Origin of the sequence: Aureispira anguillae (assembly GCF_026000115.1) — a bacterium.
Classification (GTDB): domain Bacteria; phylum Bacteroidota; class Bacteroidia; order Chitinophagales; family Saprospiraceae; genus Aureispira; species Aureispira anguillae.
In genome coordinates, this window is the sequence record NZ_AP026867.1 from 6,763,026 (window position 1) to 6,781,971 (window position 18,946).

The window sequence follows — 18,946 nt, forward strand, 5'->3', positions numbered from 1 at the left end:
ATAGCGATGCTATTTTTTTAACGACCTAATAGGGAGGGATATTATTCGTTAAAATAATTTTCTTAAGTTTTAATTAACTATCTAAAAATATCATTACAAGGGTCTTAAGGTAACGATAATTGAGTTAATAGTCCACAGCTTTTTTGATTTTTTTTAGAAACGAGCGGTTAAATTTTACGATTTTATTAACACTATAACAGCCTAAGGTGAATGGTTGTTTCATTAGTTGGTTGATTTTTAGTTATTTAGGTTGATTTTATTAGGCTTTTAGGATCTGTTTATGGGTATATTTTATTTGAGTTAAAAAAACATTAAATGAAGGTAACTGTACAATTGAAGATCAATCCGACTGATAAAAGTACAATACTTTTTGGATAAATTATATTATAATTATAAACTGTTCTATTTCTTTATCTCTTAGAGGTTCTTATCTTGTAAATAGAAGTATTTGTTTTAACTACAGATAAAGCAAGATAAAATCAGCCCTATTTCTGTTTATAAAAGTAATAAATTGGTTTAGCGCAACAGTAAATCGATTGGAATATTGCACTAGGTAGAATCCTTTGTTGCTAAAGGGAATAAAGCGTTTTTTGCAAAAGGAAATAAATAATGTTGTATGTGTTTGTTTTGTCAGCTCGATGTTTTACTTCCTAGGAGTATGTTTTTGTTACAGTTGAGAGGATAGAAGTAGTTGTTGAAATCTTCTTAAAGCCTGATGAAATCTATGTTTTTGAACCGTTAATAGAAACGCAAGCGGTAGATAATGTACGAACTTTAGAATGCTGGGAGGAAGTAGAGATAGATGTATCAGGATTTTGTGCTAATGGTGGAGGTGGGGTAGAGGATAGAAATGATTGATGAAAAAATAGTAGTGGCGTGTTCAGGTAAACTTACTGTTGTTAATTTGGTGGCAATAGTCAAAGGCTTAGAGTGCTATGAATAAAATTGGTGAAATCAACACATAATAAATTTTGATTAGTTTCTTATACTACTTGTTAATCAATATGTTCAGTTAAAGTAAGTAGCAAATGTCACCCTGAAAAAACTATGTTTGTGGGTAGAGAAGATGAAATTTACCCTAATTAAGATTTATGGATTGTCCATAGTACCCAAAACTTGATCGTAATATTTTGTTTTGGATGCGTTAACCAAAGACTATACTAAATCACCAATTTTCCCTACTGTTTGGGCACTTGCAATAAATGAAGACCTCACTGCTATTATCCTATTTTTTAGAAAGGTTAAGTTATAACACTATGAAAATGTCTTGAGGGATGAAGGATAGAATCATCTATATATTTTGATATGAAAAAAAGCCAGCAATTATATGCGCTTATACACTCTATGAGCAAAAGTGAACGGCGTTATTTAAAGCTAAACAACAGCAAAGAAAATTCCATTTACATGCAAATTTTTGATGCTATTGTAGAACAGTCCGTTTATGATGCAACGGCATTAAAAAAGATACTTTTTAGCGCTGGAATTAATTCTTCGATTTCTCGCATACAACATCATTTATATCAACTTATTCTCAAGAGTTTGGCAGCTTATCAAGATGCAAAAACGACTCGTTATAAAGTTCTGAATGCAATTAAATACTACCTTATTCTAAGAGATAGAGGGTTGCACAGCCAAGGAAGAAAATTACTGCAAAAGGCATTGCAGTTAGCATTGAGGCATAATTACTATGGTTTAGCACTAGAAATCTATGACTTGATGGAGGATTGGATTACAGAGGAAGCAAGTTATGCTACCGCTCTGAGTCACTATCATGAGTTGAAGGAAGCTAGCCAAGTTCATTTATTGTATAGTCGATCTGTTGTTGATTTAAAGAAAGAAATTTATGAATTACGGCTTTTTTTCTTGAAACAAAAATTTGCCCGAACCAAGGCGCAAAAAAACTTTTTATTGACCTTTGTAGAGCTTTATGAACCTCAACTTAAAATAGAAAAAAATTTACTAAAAAGGCGCTTGCTGTTGACGATCTTGATTTATACTTATTATGGTTTGCAAGAATATGCTAAGTTGATCGTGACGGAAAAAAAACGTCTAGCGTTGTTAGATGAAGATGCGATTTCGGCTCATATTTCTCCCTTTTTAGTTTATGCTTATCATCGAAATTTGCTTTGGATTTTATTGAGTAATAAAAATTATAAGGAGCATCAATATTTAGTCAAACACCTGAGCGAACCATCTTCTATAAAGGGCTTAGCAAATTCTAAGTTTTATACCATTAAGTTAACCATAGCAAAATCTGTTACACAACTCTATGCTAAAGTAGCACAACAACATTATCATCAAGCTTATCATCAAATTGAGCAGCTTTGGCAATTACAAAAAGATTACCAAAAATATTGGGACACTAGTTTGTTGGTTCATAGCTTGATTTTATTTATTAATACTACCTTTTGTTTGGGAAAATACAATGAGACCATATCTTGGTTGCGTTTGTTAGAGCAAGATATACCACAAACCTATCTTTTGCCTTATCAGAATATGGGAAAAATCGCTCATTTATTAATCCATGATGGCTTGGAAGATTATCAATATGTGCAAAATGTACTAGAATCTACTCGAATTCGGTTGTATCGGAAGCACGATTTTTTTGAGGTTGCTACTGTGTTTTTAAAATATTTTAAGCAACAAGTAAATTTGACCAACACTTTAGAACAACAAAAGTTATTGTTGAAGTACAAAGCAGCAATGGAAAAAGTTGCCAAGCAAGAAGGGCAAAAAGGTTTCTTTATTTTGTTTAATTTTGTAGATTGGTTTGATAGCAAACTAAAGAAGTGTGCCATTGCCAATTTGAGTCAAAATTTTTAAATCAAAACCTAAGGTTTTTATCCATAAAACCCCAAAATAATAATCAATGAATGAGATAGACGTTGAATTACCCAGTGCCCTTTCACCAAGCTTAATTTTAAGTATAGTAGGAGGATACTTTTTGCTGTTACTATTAATTGCCTTTTGGACAGGGAAGAAAGCAAACAATCGAGATTTTTTTGTGGCCAACCGACAATCTCCTTGGTATTTAGTGGCTTTTGGAATGATTGGCGCTTCTTTATCTGGAGTAACATTTATATCCGTACCAGGAATGGTAGGAGCTGCCTACCTCAATTCAGAGGTAACAAGTGCAACCAACATGCAATTTTCTTATATGCAAATGGTTTTTGGCTACTTGGTAGGGTATACCGTTATTGCCTTGGTTTTGTTGCCCCTTTATTATCGGCTCAATCTTACCTCAATATATGCTTATTTAGAGCAGCGTTTTGGGCTAGCAGCTTACAAAACAGGGGCTGGTTTTTTCTTGTTGTCTAGAATAATAGGAGCTGCATTTAGGCTGTATTTAGTAGCGATGGTACTGTATCTATTTGTATTTGAACCTTGGGGGGTACCCTTTTGGGTGGTTTCTTTATTGACCATCGTTTTAATTTGGATTTATACCTTTAAAGGAGGAATAAAAACCATTGTATGGACCGATACGTTGCAAACTTTATTTATGCTGATTGCGGTAGCGATGACTGTTTTTGAATTGACGCAGGTAATGAATATTTCACTGGGGAATGTATGGTCAAGCATTCAGTCAGAAGGCTTAGGACAAATCTTCTTTTTTGAGGGAGGATGGTCTGACTCGAATAACTTCTTTAAGCAATTTTTGGCAGGAATGTTTATTGCAATCGTAATGACAGGGTTGGATCAAGATATGATGCAGAAGAATCTGACTTGCCGAAATATTGAGGATGCTCAAAAAAATATGTTCAGTTTTAGTATTGTCTTAGTCTTTGTCAACTTTTTGTTCCTTATGTTAGGAGCTTTATTGGCTATTTATGCGCTGCAAAATGGCGTAGAATACGATCGAGCAGATAGTCTTTATCCTACGATAGCGCTAAGACACCTTCCTTGGGAAGTAGGAGTTGTTTTTGTGATCGGTTTGGTAGCGGCAGCATACTCAAGTGCCGATTCTGCGCTAACGGCCTTAACGACTTCGTTTTGCGTTGACTTTTTGGGTTTTAAAACCACAGCAAGTAGCGAAGATAAAGCTATTAAAGAACACGATGATATTTTGGATGCTTCCTCTAATCAGTCTACGCTAGAGGAAGAAAAAGGAAAGGAACGCACTCGCTATCTGGTTCATATTGGATTTTCTTTGATTCTATTTTTGGTTATTGTTGCTTTTTGGCTAATTAACGACCAATCGGTTGTTGTAGCATTGTTTAAGTTCGCAGGTTATACCTATGGACCTCTGTTAGGCTTATATGCTTTTGGTTTGTTTACCAACAAAAAAGTTAAGGATAGTATGGTACCAGTAGTTTGTTTGGTCGCCCCTCTATTAACTTATGGCATCAGTGCTTATTCGGAGGTGCTTTTATGGGGCTATAAATTTGGCTTTGAATTGTTACTAGTGAATGGTTTATTGACATTTATGGGTTTGCTATTGATAACGGATAGAGAAATATAGGAGGGGGAATTTAATGGTCCAATAAATCCCAATTATCATTTGGAGGTTTTATAGTTTGTTCCATTTTTCGATTGCTGCTGATTCCTCCAATGATCAGTAGGATTATTGTAAATATAAAACCGAGAAAAAATAACTCTATGGAATGGATGAAATAACCAATAAGAAGGGAAAAAACAGATGGAAGAAGGCTAATAAAGAACCAATAAAAAAACTGTCTAATAAATAGGGAGCCTCCTTGTGGCACGTTGCGGATTTTGAGTAACGCTAAGAGCCAAGGTATGACCAATAATAAAAATACAATAAAGGCTAGTGAGATCATAATTAATAATATAGCGTTAAGTAGCATGTTTTTATAGTTTAAAATAAGAAGGAGTTATTAAGATAACTTTTTCTACCTGAAAATATAAAAAACAATAAGGACTTACTACATTTGGATAAATAATAGAACGAGTAATAAATTAAAAAACTCGTATGCTTTAGATCATATTAAAGGACCATAAAAACTTCAAAATGAAACAACTTATTGAGTGCGTACCTAATTTTAGTGAAGGGCGTGATATGGGGATTATCAAGCAAATTACAGACGAAATTGAACGCATAGAGGGCGTGAAACTATTGGATGTAGATCCAGGAAAAGCTACCAATAGAACTGTGGTGACCTTTGTTGGTGAGCCTAAGGCAGTGGTAGAGGCTGCTTATCAAGCCATCAAAAAAGCAGCGGAATTGATTGATATGCGCCAGCATAGTGGAGAACATCCACGAATGGGGGCAACGGATGTTTGTCCTTTTATTCCAATTGCTAATATTACAATGGAAGAAACAGTTGAGTACACCAAAGAATTGGGAGAGCGTGTAGGACGTGATTTGGGAATTTCGGCTTTTCTTTATGAGGCTTCTGCAACAGATACTCGTTGGAAAAACTTGGCAAATATTCGTGCTGGGGAATACGAAAAGATGGAGTCTAAATTAAAACAGGATGATTTTAATCCTGATTATGGACCAAGCATTTTGAATCCAACGGCTGGTGTAACGGCAATTGGAGCACGTGACTTTTTGATTGCGTACAATGTAAACCTAAATACCACATCTACCCGTAGAGCTAATTCAGTTGCTTTTGATGTCCGAGAGGCTGGGCGTGTGAAGAGAGAAGGAGATCCCATTACAGGAAAAATTGTAAAGGATGAAAATGGAGAAAGTATCCGTGTGCCTGGTGCTTGTAAAGCTGTAAAAGGAATTGGATGGTATATAGAAGAATATGGTATTGCTCAAGTTTCTATGAATTTGACGGATATAAAAGTGACTCCTTTCCATATTGCTTTTGAAGAGTGCTGCAAATCTGCTTCTGCTAGAGGTTTGCGTGTAACGGGGTCGGAATTAGTTGGCTTAATGCCTTTAAATGTTATTTTGGATGCAGGGAAGTATTTTCTAAAAAAGCAAAATCGCTCTACAGGGATTTCAGAAGCAGAAATTATCAAAATAGCTGTTAAAACAATGGGCTTGGATGAATTGACTCCTTTTGATCCCAACAAAAAGATTATTGAATATTTACTAGCAGCAGAGGAAGCAACGCCTTTGTTGGATATGACACTTCCTGAATTTGCCAATGAAACGGCTTCTGAGAGCCCTGCTCCTGGAGGAGGATCTATTGCTGCTTATGTTGGAGCGCTAGGGGTTTCTTTAGGAACAATGGTGGCAAATTTATCTTCTCATAAGAGAGGTTGGGATAGTCGCTGGGAAGAGTTTTCTTCTTATGCTGAGGAAGGGCAGGCTATCAAGGATCAATTATTGAGGTTGGTAGATGAAGACACCAATGCTTTTAACAAAATTATGGATGCTTTTCGTTTGCCAAAAGGTAATGATGCTGAAAAGGCTGCTCGTCAGGATGCTATCCAATTGGCTACTAAATATGCAGTAGAGATTCCTTTGAAAGTAATGACTGCGGCTTTGGAGAGCATGAACATGATTCAAAAAATGGCAGAAATAGGGAATCCTAATTCCGTTACGGATGCTGGAGTAGGGGCTTTGTGTGCTCGTACTGCGGTTTATGGTGCTTATTTGAATGTCAAAATTAACATAGGTGGGCTAAAAGATAAAGCTTATGTTGAGGAGCGTTTAAAAAAAGCAGATGCAATGCTACAACAAGCAATGGATACAGAAACCGCCATCTTACAAATTGTTGAAAGTAAGCTGTAAATACAAAATAAATTGGAAAGTTTAAAAATAGGTTAAATTTTGCCGTTAGGCTTACGATTAAAAAGTAAAAAAAGCTATAGAGTACGAATTAAAAATATACTTTAATAACTTGATATTAGGAGTTTAAGATAGTAATATATTTAAAAAATATGTGCTGTTTTAAACTCTTTTTTTGTTTTTAATGGCTTGATTTGTAGGTGTTTGTTGGGCTTTTTTTTAGCCATGTGGAATTGAATAATGCCCTCAAAACAGCAGTTGATTTTACCCAGGTACTGCTTGAGCTTTATATTAATCAATAGGCAAAAAATTAGTAGAGTCTTAGTATATTTGCAGCAAGATTTATAATTATCACAGGAAACACAATCAATCTCTACAAAAATGTACATTATGAAATGCCTATCATTAACCATATTCTTATGGATAATTTCGATTGCAAGTCTTATTGCTCAAACCTCAAATCCTAACCGCATTTCTACCCCCAAAGAAAATTATGTCACCACTTCAATTAATACCACTCCTACTGGAACTCAATTTTTTAGTGGAACACTCCCTACTATAAGTTTTACCACAACCAATATCAGTTGTAATGGTTTAACCGATGGTTGCGCAACAGCTGTTGTAAGTGGGGGGACAGGTAATACTCATTATCTTTGGTCCAATGGATCAACCTCTAGCAATATTTGCGGTTTAGGGGTTGGAAATTATACGGTAACTATTACAGATACCATTATAGGAGGAGGTGGTCCTCAGGTTTGCGTTGTTGTTAATGATACAACCATTACACAGCCTTTTAGTTTGGCAACGAGCATTGATACGGTTGCCAATGTAATTTGTGCTGGAAATAATAATGGATTTATTGATATATCTGTATCTGGAGGAACAGCACCTTATCAGTACAATTGGTCCAATGGAGACACAACACAAGACATTAACACATTGACAGATAGCATTTATAGTGTTATAATTACAGATGCTAATGGTTGTATAACGCATGATACAGCAACGGTTGAAACCTTAGGTTTTCTTGAGGTTGTAGTGGATAGTGCTATAAATATAGCTTGTCATGGAGATAGTACTGGAGCTATTTATACAACAGCAACGGGAGATACTAGCTTTTCAGGTTGCACTTCTAGTGTTGTGGCATTGAATGAAATTATGTATCGTCCTGTTAATAATAATGGAGTGAATCCTAATACTGGCGAATATATTGAATTAATCGGTCCCGCAGGAACAGATATTAGTTGTTATGTTCTAACAGATGGAGATTGGACGATAACCATTCCTCCAGGAACAAGTATTCCTGCGGATGGATTTTTTACAATTGGAAATGATGTTGTTTGGGGAGGAGGAACCTTTGATTTAGATGCTGAAAACTGTAATTGCTTCACCGATGGTTCAGGAGGTTCTGGTTTATTGATTTTAACGGATGGAGGAGAATATGTTGCCTTGTATGATGGAGCAGGAACCTTTCTTCAAGGTGTTATTTATGGCTCTCCTTCAGCGGGAAATACGCCAAGTGGAACAGTGATTAGTACAATAGGAACAGCATCTTGTCCTAGTTTTGTTAGCATACCTAATGCACCTGCCTTTGAAACCGCTCCTGCTGGTTTTGCGAATGGAACTTCTATTATCAGAAACCCTGATGGATCAGGAGCATGGGGACCACAAGTAGGTGGTTCATTAAATACTTGTAATAGCATAGGAAATGGAAGTACAGGGAGCGGAAATGTTACTTACTTGTGGAGCAATGGCGATACTACACAGGACATTTCAGGTTTGTCGGCTGGGGTTTACACGGTAACAACAACCAATAGTTATGGCTGTACGGCTACCACTACGTATACGATAACAGAGCCAGCTTTATTAGTTGGAACAAGTACTGCAACGGGTGTTGTTTGTGTAGGCGATACGACAGGAGAAATTGACCTTTTGGTAACAGGAGGAACAAGCCCTTATCAATACAATTGGTCTACAGGAGCAACGACTCAAGATTTGGACAGTTTGTCTAGTGGAATTTATTGTGTAACCATTACGGATAGCAATTCTTGTACGGCTATAGTTTGTGATACCTTTGAAGAAGTATTTTTTAACATTCCTGTAGATTCATTTGCAACTTGTAGTGGTACGTCTATTCCGCTAACGGTGAATACCAATGCAACAACGATTAATTGGACACCAAGCTCAACCTTAAATAATGACACCATCGCTAACCCAACGGCAACTCCTACTACATCTACTACCTATGTAGTGACCGCTTCTGTTGGAGGAAACTGTGTAATGACGGATTCTATTGTTATTACGGTGGCGGATTTGGATGTTAGTCTAGCAACCTTAACGCCTGTTTTGTGTCATGGAGATACCACAGGAGGGGTTACGACATCGATAACAGGAACAGGAAGTAATTTTGATTATTTGTGGAACACAGGAGATACAACAACTAGTTTGACGAATGTAGCTGCGGGAACTTATCGTTTAACAGTTTCTTTAGCAGGGTTTTGTGAGGATACCTTAACAGTTGTTATTCCAGAGCCAGATTCTGTATTGAGTCTAAATGTGTCTAATACAACAGATGTTACTTGTTTTGGCGATTCTACAGGAGCAGCCAGCATTTTAGCCTCAGGAGGCACAACACCTTATACCTATAGTTGGTCAAATACCGCAACAACACCAAATGTAAACAATTTAACCAGTGGTTTATATATTGTTACAGTTACAGATAGTAATAGTTGTACAGAAATTTTGACGGTTTCTATTTCAGAACCTTCTGCAATCAGCATTTCTTATAATGCAACGAATGTGAGTTGTAATGGAACCAACGACGGTACAGCTACAGTAATCCCTACAGGTGGTACAGCAGGCTATACTTATTTGTGGGATGTAACAGCAGGAAGCCAAACGACTCCAACGGCAATAGGTTTAGCTTCAAGTACCTATTCTGTAACCGTAACCGATACCGTAGGTTGTACGGGAATTGCCAATGGTATTTTTGTTAATAGTGGTGTTCCTGTAGATTCAAATGATGTACCATTAGTGGTTTTAACTGGTATCTTAGATTGTGATTTAAATCCGACTGGATCATTGGGAATTAATACCGCAAATACGTATACCTATTTGTGGAGTAATGGCGCAACGGATCAAACGGTAACAGGATTACCAGCAGGTGCTTATACGGTAACTGTGACGAATGGTCTAGGCTGTAGTTATGTGCAATCTGCCAATATCGTCAGCCCATTGGTTCCTACAGTCAATCCGTTTATTAATGCAGTAGGGATGGTATCTGCCACGGTGGTTTCTGGAGCGACAGTTACAATTAGCGGAGGAAATGATCAATCTTTTCAAGGTGTGGCTTATAATTGGACAGCCAATAGTTCAGATGTTACTTTTGGAAATGCAGCCAATCATGCTACTACCGCTTTGTCAAATGTTACAGGAGTTTACACATTAACGCTTACAGCAACAGCATCAGATTCAAGTGCTTGCCAAGATACAGGATCTGTTGTTTTGAATGTAGAATCTATTTATAATGGAATGCCTACAGCTTTTACGCCTAATGGAGATAACATCAACGATACATATCGTCCAACAGGTCTTACCGCAGATGATGTAATTACTTTTAGAGTGTATAATCGTTGGGGACAAGAAATTTACAACGGAGATGACTTAGAGAATAATGGCTGGGATGGACGCTACAAAGGAATAGAACAACCTACAGAGGTTTATCTCTTTTTATTGGAGTACAAAGTAGGGGTAAATGGAACGCCTAAAGTTAGAAAAGGAGAGTTTACATTAATCAGGTAGGCTTTACCATTTTGTTGATTTGAAGATTTGAAAACGGTTAAGTTTTCAAATCTTCAATGTTTTATTGAGGATCTATAAAGTACACCCTCCGCCAAATTGACTGGCATCAAAAGAAGTTTCTTTGGTTCCTGCCATATCACCAGATTGAATTTGAATTTTGAGCTTATTGGTACTGCCCGCTCTTTTGGGGCTACAATACTCAAATAAATAATAACTGTTGGCTTCGTCCGAAATGTATTCAGCTACCTCATTGAATTTTGAATTGAGTTCACTGGTATTGCTAGCAAAAGAAAAGCCATCTGTGCCCACCTGTTCTAAAATACCTTTGTCTATTTCATCCCCTAATCCAATTGAAAAATGAGTAATGTCATTTCCTGAATTTAGTACAGCATTTGTTGCTTGCGAAGTGGTGTATCGAGCAGCCTGATCGGTTCCATCGGTAAAAATAACCACAGAAGCTGCTGAAATAGCAAGTGTGGATTGATTCAATTCGTTGACCGCCAAAGCAGTACTTTTTAGGACGGCTCCATATAAATCTGTAGAATTATCAGAACTTATCCCCGAATGAATATTATCAATGGCAGCTTTTAGGCTCGTTGGATTATTCGTTAAAGGAATTAGGGCATGTAAACTATCTTCGCCATCAAACCACCAAATACCCATCTGATAAGACGAATTGTTAGAAGGAATTACAACATCCACAAAGTTTTTAGCCGCAGTTTTTAATTCCGTAAGATTGTTATTGGTCACACTACCACTTAGATCCAATACTAAAAAGGTATTGTGTATAAATAACTGGCTGTTGTCGGAGATTTTTCTAGCTGCCTCAGATTCAGATATTTTTTTGTATTCATTGTCATTCTGCCCTTGCTCATAGATCGTAAAGTTGGATTCACCAAGCCCTGCTATTGGGTCATCGTTACAATCATCTACCTTAAAAAACATAGATACTTTTGCTGGGGGTGTTGTAAATTCATTCTGAACAGAAATATTTAGTGCACAGGTTTGTTGTGGATTAACAGGAGTGTCGTCACAAGCACCAAAAGCTAAACTAATTAGACAAACAAGAAAAAGATTAAATTTTAAACGATTCATAGTCGATATAGATTGTTGGGGTTATGAATATTGTTTTAAGTAATGAATCTAAATTATTGATAGTTTATTCGAGCAATCTTTTTAATCTTAACTGTGTTGAAAATACTCGCCATAGCTAAGGCTATGACTGTGTTTTTCGCCTTGTTAATATCAAAAATCTTTTACTGCAGATTCTATAAATAATTTTGCCCCATTACTTATAATCAATTAAATATGATATTACTAGATACAAAATACGATATTTTGGACAAAAAAATGACCTTAAAGAACCATGAATAAAAAAAGCACTTACAACTCAGGGTTGTAAGTGCTTCTTATTCCAATAAGATATAACTACTGTTATACAGCTTGTTCTTCGCTAACTCTAAGCTGAAATCCATTGCCATGGATATTGATAATCTCAATTTTATCATCTTTTTTGAGGTATTTTCGAAGTTTAGTTACAAAAACATCCATACTACGAGCTGTGAAATAATTATCTTCTCCCCAGATTTCTTTCAAGGCAATGCTTCTAGGTAAAATATCATTCATATAGAGGCAAAACATGCGTAATAATTCAGACTCTTTTGGAGAAAGTTTTTCTTTGTTTTCGTTGTCACCGTAGGTCAAGATTCGCAAGGGGTAGTTAAAATGATAATTACCAATATTGAATTCTTTAGCTTCTTGCTTCTGACGTTCAGGTTTTTGGCTTCTTTTTAGTATAGCTTGAATGCGATACAGCAACTCTTCGGGGGCAAAGGGTTTGGGGATATAATCATCAGCACCAGCTTGGAAACCCTTGATGATATCGTCTTTCATTGTTTTGGCTGTCAAGAAAATAATAGGTACAACTTGATCAATATCACGTACATCCTTGGCCAATGTAATGCCATCCTTTTTGGGCATCATCACATCAAAAATACACAAGTCAAAGGTATCTTTTTGGAATCTGTTTAAGCCCGCTTCTCCATCCATTTCTAATGTGACATCATAGTCATTCATTTCTAGGTAAGAACACAGTACATCTCCAAAGTTTTTGTCATCCTCAACTAATAGAATTTTACCTTTTGTATCCATAATATATTTATGTTTTTATTGCGAGTAGTAATGTTTCAGTTAAATTATAATATATGGGATATATTCTACTCTACAAAAAGAGTGCGAGTTCTGCATTTTTGTTCAAAAAAAACGAGTATTAGGATTTTCTTAAGAAAGTTTTTAGCAAAAAAGCGCTATAACGAACCTTTTTGAACAATTATTGTATTGGAAATAGAATTTTTTTTTAAAATAAAATATAAATTCATGAAAAAAAATAACCGATAAATCATCAACTTTGGTCTATTCTGACCAATCAATAGGATGAATAATTGGTATACTAAAAATAACAATAGTAAGAGCATGAGAGTTAAGCTAAAAGATCACCAGCAGTATATTTTTTCAACAACCATTCGAACTCGTATTACTGATCTTAATTATGGGGGGCATGTTGGAAACGAAATGATGCTAATATTTGCACAGCAAGCAAGAGTTGATTTCTTAAATAGTTTGGGCTATGGAGAACTTACATTGGCTGGAAAAGGAATCATTATGACAGATGCCGCAGTGGTTTATAAATCGGAAACACATGCTGGCGACACGCTCAAAATAGAATTGGCATTAGATGACCTCACAACAATTGGTTTTGATCTGTATTATAAAATTAGTAATCAGAAAACCAATAGAGAGGTTGCACGGGTCAAGACTGGAATTTTGTGTTTTGATTATGAGTTAAAGAAAATTGCTACTCTTCCTACCGAAGTTGTGGATAAGATAAATGCATTGTTGGGATGAAAAGCCCTAACAACCAAAAAAAAATAGAACACCCAGAGCTGGGATGGGTCACTTATAAAAAAAACGTGCGCTCCAAACGAATTACCCTAAGGGTAAAGGCAGATGCTTCTATTGTCGTTACCTTGCCTCAGCGAACGCCTTACCAAGCAGCAGAGAAGGTCTTGCTTCAAAATATCAATTGGGTAAAAGAACAATTAGGAAAAGCGCAACAGTTAAAACAGGCTAAAGCCTTATCGTATGACAGTACCTTTCAGGTCGGTCATAAACAACTTTGTATTGTTCCTGATCCTGAGGTTTCAGCAGTTACGATACGATATGGAGAAGAGAATATAAAACTATCCATACCTAGCGATTGGAAGCTTCGAGAAGCTGCTACGCAAGAGGCTATTCAGTTGGGCATTATAGAAGCATTGAGAAGAGAAGCTAAAATTTATCTTCCTCAACGTACTAGAGCTTTGGCAGCAGCAAAAGGGATTGAAATTAATACCATTCGCATCAAAAATATTAAAACAAGGTGGGGCAGCTGTTCTTCAAAGAAAAATATTAATTTATCCTTGTATTTGATGGTATTGCCTTTCCATTTGATTGATTATGTTATTTTTCATGAATTGGCACACATCAAACATCAAAATCACAGTCCTGCTTTTTGGAGGCATTTAGAAATGTTGCTACCCAATGCCAGTGCATTGGACCAAGCAATGAAGGAGCAACAAATCCCTTTTTAGGAGAGGTCATAAAAAAAGACTAAGAGAATTGTGTATAAAAATACCAATTTCCTTAGTCTATCACTTTTATCTTAAAAGGCATAAAATGCCATTTTATACCAAGTTATTTTATTGCTCTAAAGCATGTTTTAGATCTGCAATCAAATCTTCAACATCCTCTACCCCAACACTCAAACGAATTAAAGAGTCGGTCAACCCAACTGCAAGGCGCTCTTCACGTGGAATCGATGCATGCGTCATAGAAGCTGGATGCCCAATCAATGATTCTACTCCACCCAAGGATTCTGCAAGCGTAAAATAGTGCGTATTTTCTAATACTTTTAGAGCCGCTTCAGTCGTATCGTCTTTCAAGGTAAAAGAAATCATAGCGCCAAAGTCACTCATTTGACGTTTGGCAATTTCATGTCCTTTGTGAGACTCAAGACCTGGGTAATAAACATCTTTAACTTTGTCATGACTCAACAGAAATTGGGTGATTGCTGCAGCATTTTCACAGCCACGTTGAACTCTCAGGTGTAAGGTTTTGATTCCTCTAAGCAATAAGAAACAATCTTGAGGACCAGGAATTGCTCCCACAGAATTTTGAATAAAATACAATTGCTCTGCCAATGCATCATCTTTGCAAACAAGTGCACCATGTACAACATCAGAATGCCCACCAATGTATTTAGTGGCAGAATGCATGACCATATCTGCTCCCAAATCTAGAGGAGTTTGCAAATAAGGAGTAGCAAAAGTATTGTCAACGCAAGTGAGAATTCCATGTTTTTGGGCAATAGAACAAACCGCTTCTATATCAACAATATTTAACATAGGATTGGTTGGCGTTTCAATCCAAATCAATTTGGTGTTCTCATTGATATATTGCTCCAAATCACCAGGCTGCTCCATACCAATAAAATGTGTTTTGATTCCAAAACGACCAAAAACCTTTGTGAACAAACGGTAGGTTCCACCATATAAATCGTTGGTAGAAATTACCTCATCACCAGGGTTTAAGGTTTGTAAAATTGTATTAATAGCAGCAAGACCACTACTAAAACACAAACCATGCTTACCATTTTCTAGCGCTGCTAAGTTATTCTCTAATGCCTGACGGGTTGGATTTTGAGTACGAGAGTATTCGTAACCCTTGTGCTTACCTGGAGATTCTTGAGCATAAGTAGAGGTTTGATAAATAGGAGTCATAATTGCTCCTGTACTTGGATCAGGCTCAATACCTGCATGGATTACTTTTGTTCCGAATTTCATGCTTATAGTTATAATAAATAGTTAATAGGTAAACAAAACAATCAGTAGATGCCCAATTTAATGTTAATTATTTTTGTCCATCTACTTAAAGTAACTTATAAATAATAGCTTGTTTTAATGGCTTACCTATGGTAAAGAATATAGGACAGCGTCCTCTAAATTATAATGCTGTTTAGGGCACTTTTTTGATAAAAACAGTTAAATGTCTAAAGAGTTTTAAAAGTAGCAACCTACTTTACCTCATTGTACAAATGAGCAATAAAACCATTGCGCATTCTTGGTTCTATCCAAGTTGATTTAGGAGGCAGTGTATCTTGTTCATCAGAAATTGTAATTAAATCTTCTAAGGCAACAGGGTACAAATTAAAACCTACTTTTGCTTTGCCTTCTCGAACTCTACGTTCCAAACTAAACGCTCCCTTTGGTCCTTCTACATATTTAATATCAGGCTCTGTTCTAATGTCCTCAATGTTTAAGATCCCTTCCAGAACAAATTTATTTAAAAAATACACATCTAACGTTTCCTTAGTTGGAATGCCTGCCTGTGGGTAGTATTTTTCTTTGAGCTGTAATTTATACCATTGTTTGTCCAAATACATCCCCATTTCATATTGAGAGATCGGATTGTAGCTTTTGGCAACAGGAGTGAGGGTATAGTATTCTTGAAGTTTTTGGATAAAAACTTTGTCAGAAATATCCGTTAAATCAGCAATAACTCTATTGTAATTGTGAATCTCTATTTCTGAAGCAGGGAAATAAGCCACCAACATATAGTTAAATTGGGCTTTTTCAGAAGAAAGCTCATTGGTCTCTAGGTACTTTTTATAAAGTAATTCAGAGGTTCTAGCCCTGTGATGACCATCACAAATGTATGATTCTTTGACATGCGCTGCAAATGCATCAATCAGTGCTTCGATACGATTGGGATCTTCAATTTGCCAAAAAATATGCTCTTCATCTTGAAATGGAATATGAAAAGAAGGAGCGGAAGAGGTTGTAATACGATTGACCAAGGCGTCTATTTTCAAAACGTTGGGATAGGTCAATAAAATTGGTTTAATTAATGCTTGACGTTCCTGAAATAACCGCATCATCTTTGCCTCCTTGGCTGCAAGCGTATTTTCATGTTTTTTGATTTCGCCATTGATGTAATCTAGTACATTGGTACAGGCTAAAATTCCTGTATGACTCCGATGGGGTCGTTTGACACGATAGATATACAACGATTTATTCTCATTTTGATTGTAAATACCATCACTTAGGTATAATGGAAATTTTCGTTTTGCAGAACCAAAAAAATCATCAAAAGAAATAATATCACTTAAATCTGGTAATGCTGCTCGAAATGGTGAAATTTTCGCCATTGGTCTGTTTTTGTAGTTAAGAAGTCGTTAAAACTAAAATAAATACCCTTTTATTGCGTTCTTTTTGAAAATTATCTGCTTCATCAAGGATAGTTTATAGCTTGTATATGAACAGTTAACAAAGAATGTTATTGTATAGATTATGGTAATAATTTCAAAAATATAATTCACTAAATCTTAGCTTTTAGTTGTAACTAATTGAAAAAGAGGCGTGAATTGTATATTTTTGATCCATTTATTGAAACTTTAAATAACTTCTCTGTATCTATGCATATCAATAAGTAGTGTCTTTATCTTATAACATAAAAGATGACCCCACAGAACTATTTATAATTGATTGAAGAATGATAAATCTAATTGTTAGATTGATTTTATGATAACATCGACAGATGGATGTGTATCGCATAAAATTTATGGTTTACCTTGCTTGTTTAGGAATTAATCTGTTCCCTAAATATAAAGAAAAATAAAACTAACATATCTATCTCAACACAAGATAAATAACTTCATTAAAAAAACGAGTTACAAAGGTCAATTTCGATAGATTATTCTTTGGCGCACTATTTGTTTTTAGGTGCTTGAGTGAATTCTATTTTGAGGCTGAATCTTCTTATTAAAATAGCTTATGTCAACATTAGTTATAACATTATTATTATTATCCTTGCCTTTCTCTAACCCTGCTTCCCCGCCTGCTTTTTCTATTGCAAAGATAGAACAGGGGGAATTACTAGATAAAGCAAAAGCGGCTACTTTAGAGGTGTTCTTTGAGAGTTGGATGGATCGGAATGCAAAAAAAGCAACCGATGGATCTTGGATTATTTTGTACAAAAATGACGAGTTTTTGTATTGGGGGTGGACTTCATTCAAGATTTTGATGAGCGCTAATCCTACTGTTAAAGAGTTTTTTAAAACGCCAATGGTTGATATTCAGGAAAAATTTCCAAATTATGAAGAAGTGCATGGGAATAGTATTCGAGAAAAACTAGAGGCTGTGATAACAAAGTCGGTTGTACAGCAGGCTAAAGTAACGGTCAAGTTAGGTTTTAAAGCTCAGCTAATCGGAGAGACTATTGTTATTCAGACACCTTGTACGATTAAAGCACGGGGAGAAGATGCTGAAAAAGCAACATACAACATTATTTTGAATCGAGATAACCTTGATTTGATCAAATTAGAAGCCATCTAAACTCATTCGTCCAATATAAATAGTATTAAATTAATAGTCTTTTTATTGAAGTTGTTTAAGAATGTTGTTGATTTTCGAGATCAAAGCTAGTAGTTATTAGCTTAATCCATTAATGTACTAACATTAAGCCAGCTCGAAAGCTCGTTTTTTGTTCCGTAGCTATGAACTAACACAAAGTCTGATAGACTTTGTGTGTTGTGAACTGCGAAGCAGCTACGGGGCTAAAAATAGCTGCCGATCCGATGGCTGCTATGGTTGGATCGCAGGTGTTAAGATCATTTTTAAACAACTTCATTATATAAATTTCGACATATATCTTTGGGTTGCCCACTTAATTTTGTACTTTAAAATAGATGGAATTTGATCTTTTATCATAGAATAAAGGGGAATCGTATTAAATTTAATCAATTTTATAAGGAAATAATTGACTAGGACACTTACCTTTCTCAATAAGAGGATTTACTAATAATGAACATTATGTTTCGACTTTTTAGCTATTGGAATACATATTTGACAGAAGAAATTAGGGCAGGAAAGCATCTTGATAAAGCGCAAAAAACAGATTTTAAAACATTTTTTGACAAAATTACCTTTAATCAACAAAATCAATGGGCTATTTTATGGGTAGAACAAGATGTTGTGTATTGGGGAAAAGTAGACCAGCAGAAAGTAGATAAATCTTGCTTTTTTAGGACGAATAAACAAGCCATTGAGCAAAATTTTGCCGCCTTAGAGGTTACTAAAAAACAGTCCTTGTTACAAATCCTAGAACAATATATAGGTGATTTTTTAGATGGAATAGATGGTTGTATCTCTACCATAGAATCAATGGATTATGAAAAAGTCAGAATCACTACTGAGGCTGCTTTTTTGATAACACTTGTTGTGCAATTAAGCACCCAGTCAACAGGTCTAGGTGCAGTACCTTTTTTAGAGTCTGCCTCATTTGCCTTGGTGGTGCATTCTTCGAATTTTGACCTTATAAAAATAGAACGAGTTTAAGAGCTTAAGTTTCCTTTGAGGAGCGTAGGAAATAATAAAATGATACGATTTGGTAGGACTAGTT

Annotated in this window: 12 protein-coding genes; 8 read left to right on the plus strand and 4 right to left on the minus strand. The window is 35.7% G+C overall.

Translation table 11 applies throughout. From position 1 onward, the window contains the following. Nucleotides 1–1,305: 1,305 nt before the first annotated feature. The 4 genes from AsAng_RS26325 (at nucleotide 1,306) to AsAng_RS26340 (ending at nucleotide 10,450) form a co-directional block, all read left to right on the plus strand. Nucleotides 1,306–2,823: a hypothetical protein gene (locus AsAng_RS26325; protein ID WP_264790126.1), complete on the plus strand. Its 1,518-nt coding sequence runs from the start codon at nucleotides 1,306–1,308 to the stop codon at nucleotides 2,821–2,823. A gap of 46 nt (nucleotides 2,824–2,869) precedes the next feature. Next, on the plus strand, nucleotides 2,870–4,459 hold the full coding sequence (locus tag AsAng_RS26330) for a sodium:solute symporter (protein WP_264790127.1): 1,590 nt from the start codon (nucleotides 2,870–2,872) through the stop codon (nucleotides 4,457–4,459). A gap of 510 nt (nucleotides 4,460–4,969) precedes the next feature. Beyond that, a complete protein-coding gene (ftcD, locus tag AsAng_RS26335) occupies nucleotides 4,970–6,652 on the plus strand; it encodes a glutamate formimidoyltransferase (RefSeq protein WP_264790128.1) in 1,683 nt (560 codons plus the stop codon). Nucleotides 6,653–7,039: 387 nt separating this feature from the next. Beyond that, complete coding sequence (locus AsAng_RS26340; protein ID WP_264790129.1) at nucleotides 7,040–10,450, plus strand: T9SS type B sorting domain-containing protein; 3,411 nt, start codon at nucleotides 7,040–7,042, stop codon at nucleotides 10,448–10,450. Nucleotides 10,451–10,522: 72 nt separating this feature from the next. Here AsAng_RS26340 and AsAng_RS26345 read toward each other — a convergent pair whose 3' ends face one another. Further along, nucleotides 10,523–11,545 (minus strand): VWA domain-containing protein, encoded by a 1,023-nt coding sequence (locus AsAng_RS26345; protein WP_264790130.1) that lies wholly within the window; start codon nucleotides 11,543–11,545, stop codon nucleotides 10,523–10,525. Between the two features lie 339 nt (nucleotides 11,546–11,884). Then, nucleotides 11,885–12,601: a response regulator transcription factor gene (locus AsAng_RS26350; protein ID WP_264790131.1), complete on the minus strand. Its 717-nt coding sequence runs from the start codon at nucleotides 12,599–12,601 to the stop codon at nucleotides 11,885–11,887. 321 nt (nucleotides 12,602–12,922) lie between these two features. Here AsAng_RS26350 and AsAng_RS26355 point away from each other — a divergent pair, with 321 nt between their 5' ends. Together AsAng_RS26355 and AsAng_RS26360 are read left to right on the plus strand one after the other, a co-directional pair. After that, nucleotides 12,923–13,354, plus strand: a complete 432-nt coding sequence (locus tag AsAng_RS26355; RefSeq protein ID WP_264790132.1) for an acyl-CoA thioesterase — start codon at nucleotides 12,923–12,925, stop codon at nucleotides 13,352–13,354. Beyond that, the gene (locus AsAng_RS26360) at nucleotides 13,351–14,079 is read left to right on the plus strand and encodes a M48 family metallopeptidase (protein WP_264790133.1); all 729 of its coding nucleotides are present in this window, start codon (nucleotides 13,351–13,353) and stop codon (nucleotides 14,077–14,079) included. Before AsAng_RS26355 ends, AsAng_RS26360 begins: the two co-directional genes overlap by 4 nt. Nucleotides 14,080–14,187: 108 nt before the next feature. On the opposite strand, the gene AsAng_RS26365 is transcribed toward AsAng_RS26360, so the two are convergent. After that, nucleotides 14,188–15,330, minus strand: a complete 1,143-nt coding sequence (locus AsAng_RS26365) for a cystathionine gamma-synthase (RefSeq protein WP_264790134.1) — start codon at nucleotides 15,328–15,330, stop codon at nucleotides 14,188–14,190. 230 nt (nucleotides 15,331–15,560) lie between these two features. Further along, nucleotides 15,561–16,694, minus strand: a complete 1,134-nt coding sequence (locus AsAng_RS26370; RefSeq protein WP_264790135.1) for a DUF1015 family protein — start codon at nucleotides 16,692–16,694, stop codon at nucleotides 15,561–15,563. Between the two features lie 625 nt (nucleotides 16,695–17,319). On the opposite strand from AsAng_RS26370, the gene AsAng_RS26375 reads away from it, so the two are divergent. Both AsAng_RS26375 and AsAng_RS26380 read left to right on the plus strand, forming a co-directional pair. Then, nucleotides 17,320–17,880 carry a hypothetical protein gene (locus AsAng_RS26375; RefSeq protein ID WP_264790136.1) on the plus strand — a complete coding sequence of 187 codons (561 nt, stop codon included), beginning with the start codon at nucleotides 17,320–17,322 and terminating at the stop codon, nucleotides 17,878–17,880. A 477-nt stretch (nucleotides 17,881–18,357) separates the two neighbouring features. After that, on the plus strand, nucleotides 18,358–18,882 hold the full coding sequence (locus AsAng_RS26380; protein WP_264790137.1) for a hypothetical protein: 525 nt from the start codon (nucleotides 18,358–18,360) through the stop codon (nucleotides 18,880–18,882). Nucleotides 18,883–18,946: the final 64 nt, after the last annotated feature.

Coding starts and splice junctions, on each gene's coding strand:
- AsAng_RS26360 (WP_264790133.1), top strand. CDS start 13,351: ATGAAAAGCCCTAACAACCAAAAAAAAATAGAACACCCAGAGCTGGGA.
- AsAng_RS26350 (WP_264790131.1), bottom strand. CDS start 12,601: ATGGATACAAAAGGTAAAATTCTATTAGTTGAGGATGACAAAAACTTT.
- AsAng_RS26365 (WP_264790134.1), bottom strand. CDS start 15,330: ATGAAATTCGGAACAAAAGTAATCCATGCAGGTATTGAGCCTGATCCA.
- AsAng_RS26345 (WP_264790130.1), bottom strand. CDS start 11,545: ATGAATCGTTTAAAATTTAATCTTTTTCTTGTTTGTCTAATTAGTTTA.
- AsAng_RS26325 (WP_264790126.1), top strand. CDS start 1,306: ATGAAAAAAAGCCAGCAATTATATGCGCTTATACACTCTATGAGCAAA.
- AsAng_RS26375 (WP_264790136.1), top strand. CDS start 17,320: ATGTCAACATTAGTTATAACATTATTATTATTATCCTTGCCTTTCTCT.
- AsAng_RS26330 (WP_264790127.1), top strand. CDS start 2,870: ATGAATGAGATAGACGTTGAATTACCCAGTGCCCTTTCACCAAGCTTA.
- ftcD (WP_264790128.1), top strand. CDS start 4,970: ATGAAACAACTTATTGAGTGCGTACCTAATTTTAGTGAAGGGCGTGAT.
- AsAng_RS26355 (WP_264790132.1), top strand. CDS start 12,923: ATGAGAGTTAAGCTAAAAGATCACCAGCAGTATATTTTTTCAACAACC.
- AsAng_RS26380 (WP_264790137.1), top strand. CDS start 18,358: ATGTTTCGACTTTTTAGCTATTGGAATACATATTTGACAGAAGAAATT.
- AsAng_RS26340 (WP_264790129.1), top strand. CDS start 7,040: ATGAAATGCCTATCATTAACCATATTCTTATGGATAATTTCGATTGCA.
- AsAng_RS26370 (WP_264790135.1), bottom strand. CDS start 16,694: ATGGCGAAAATTTCACCATTTCGAGCAGCATTACCAGATTTAAGTGAT.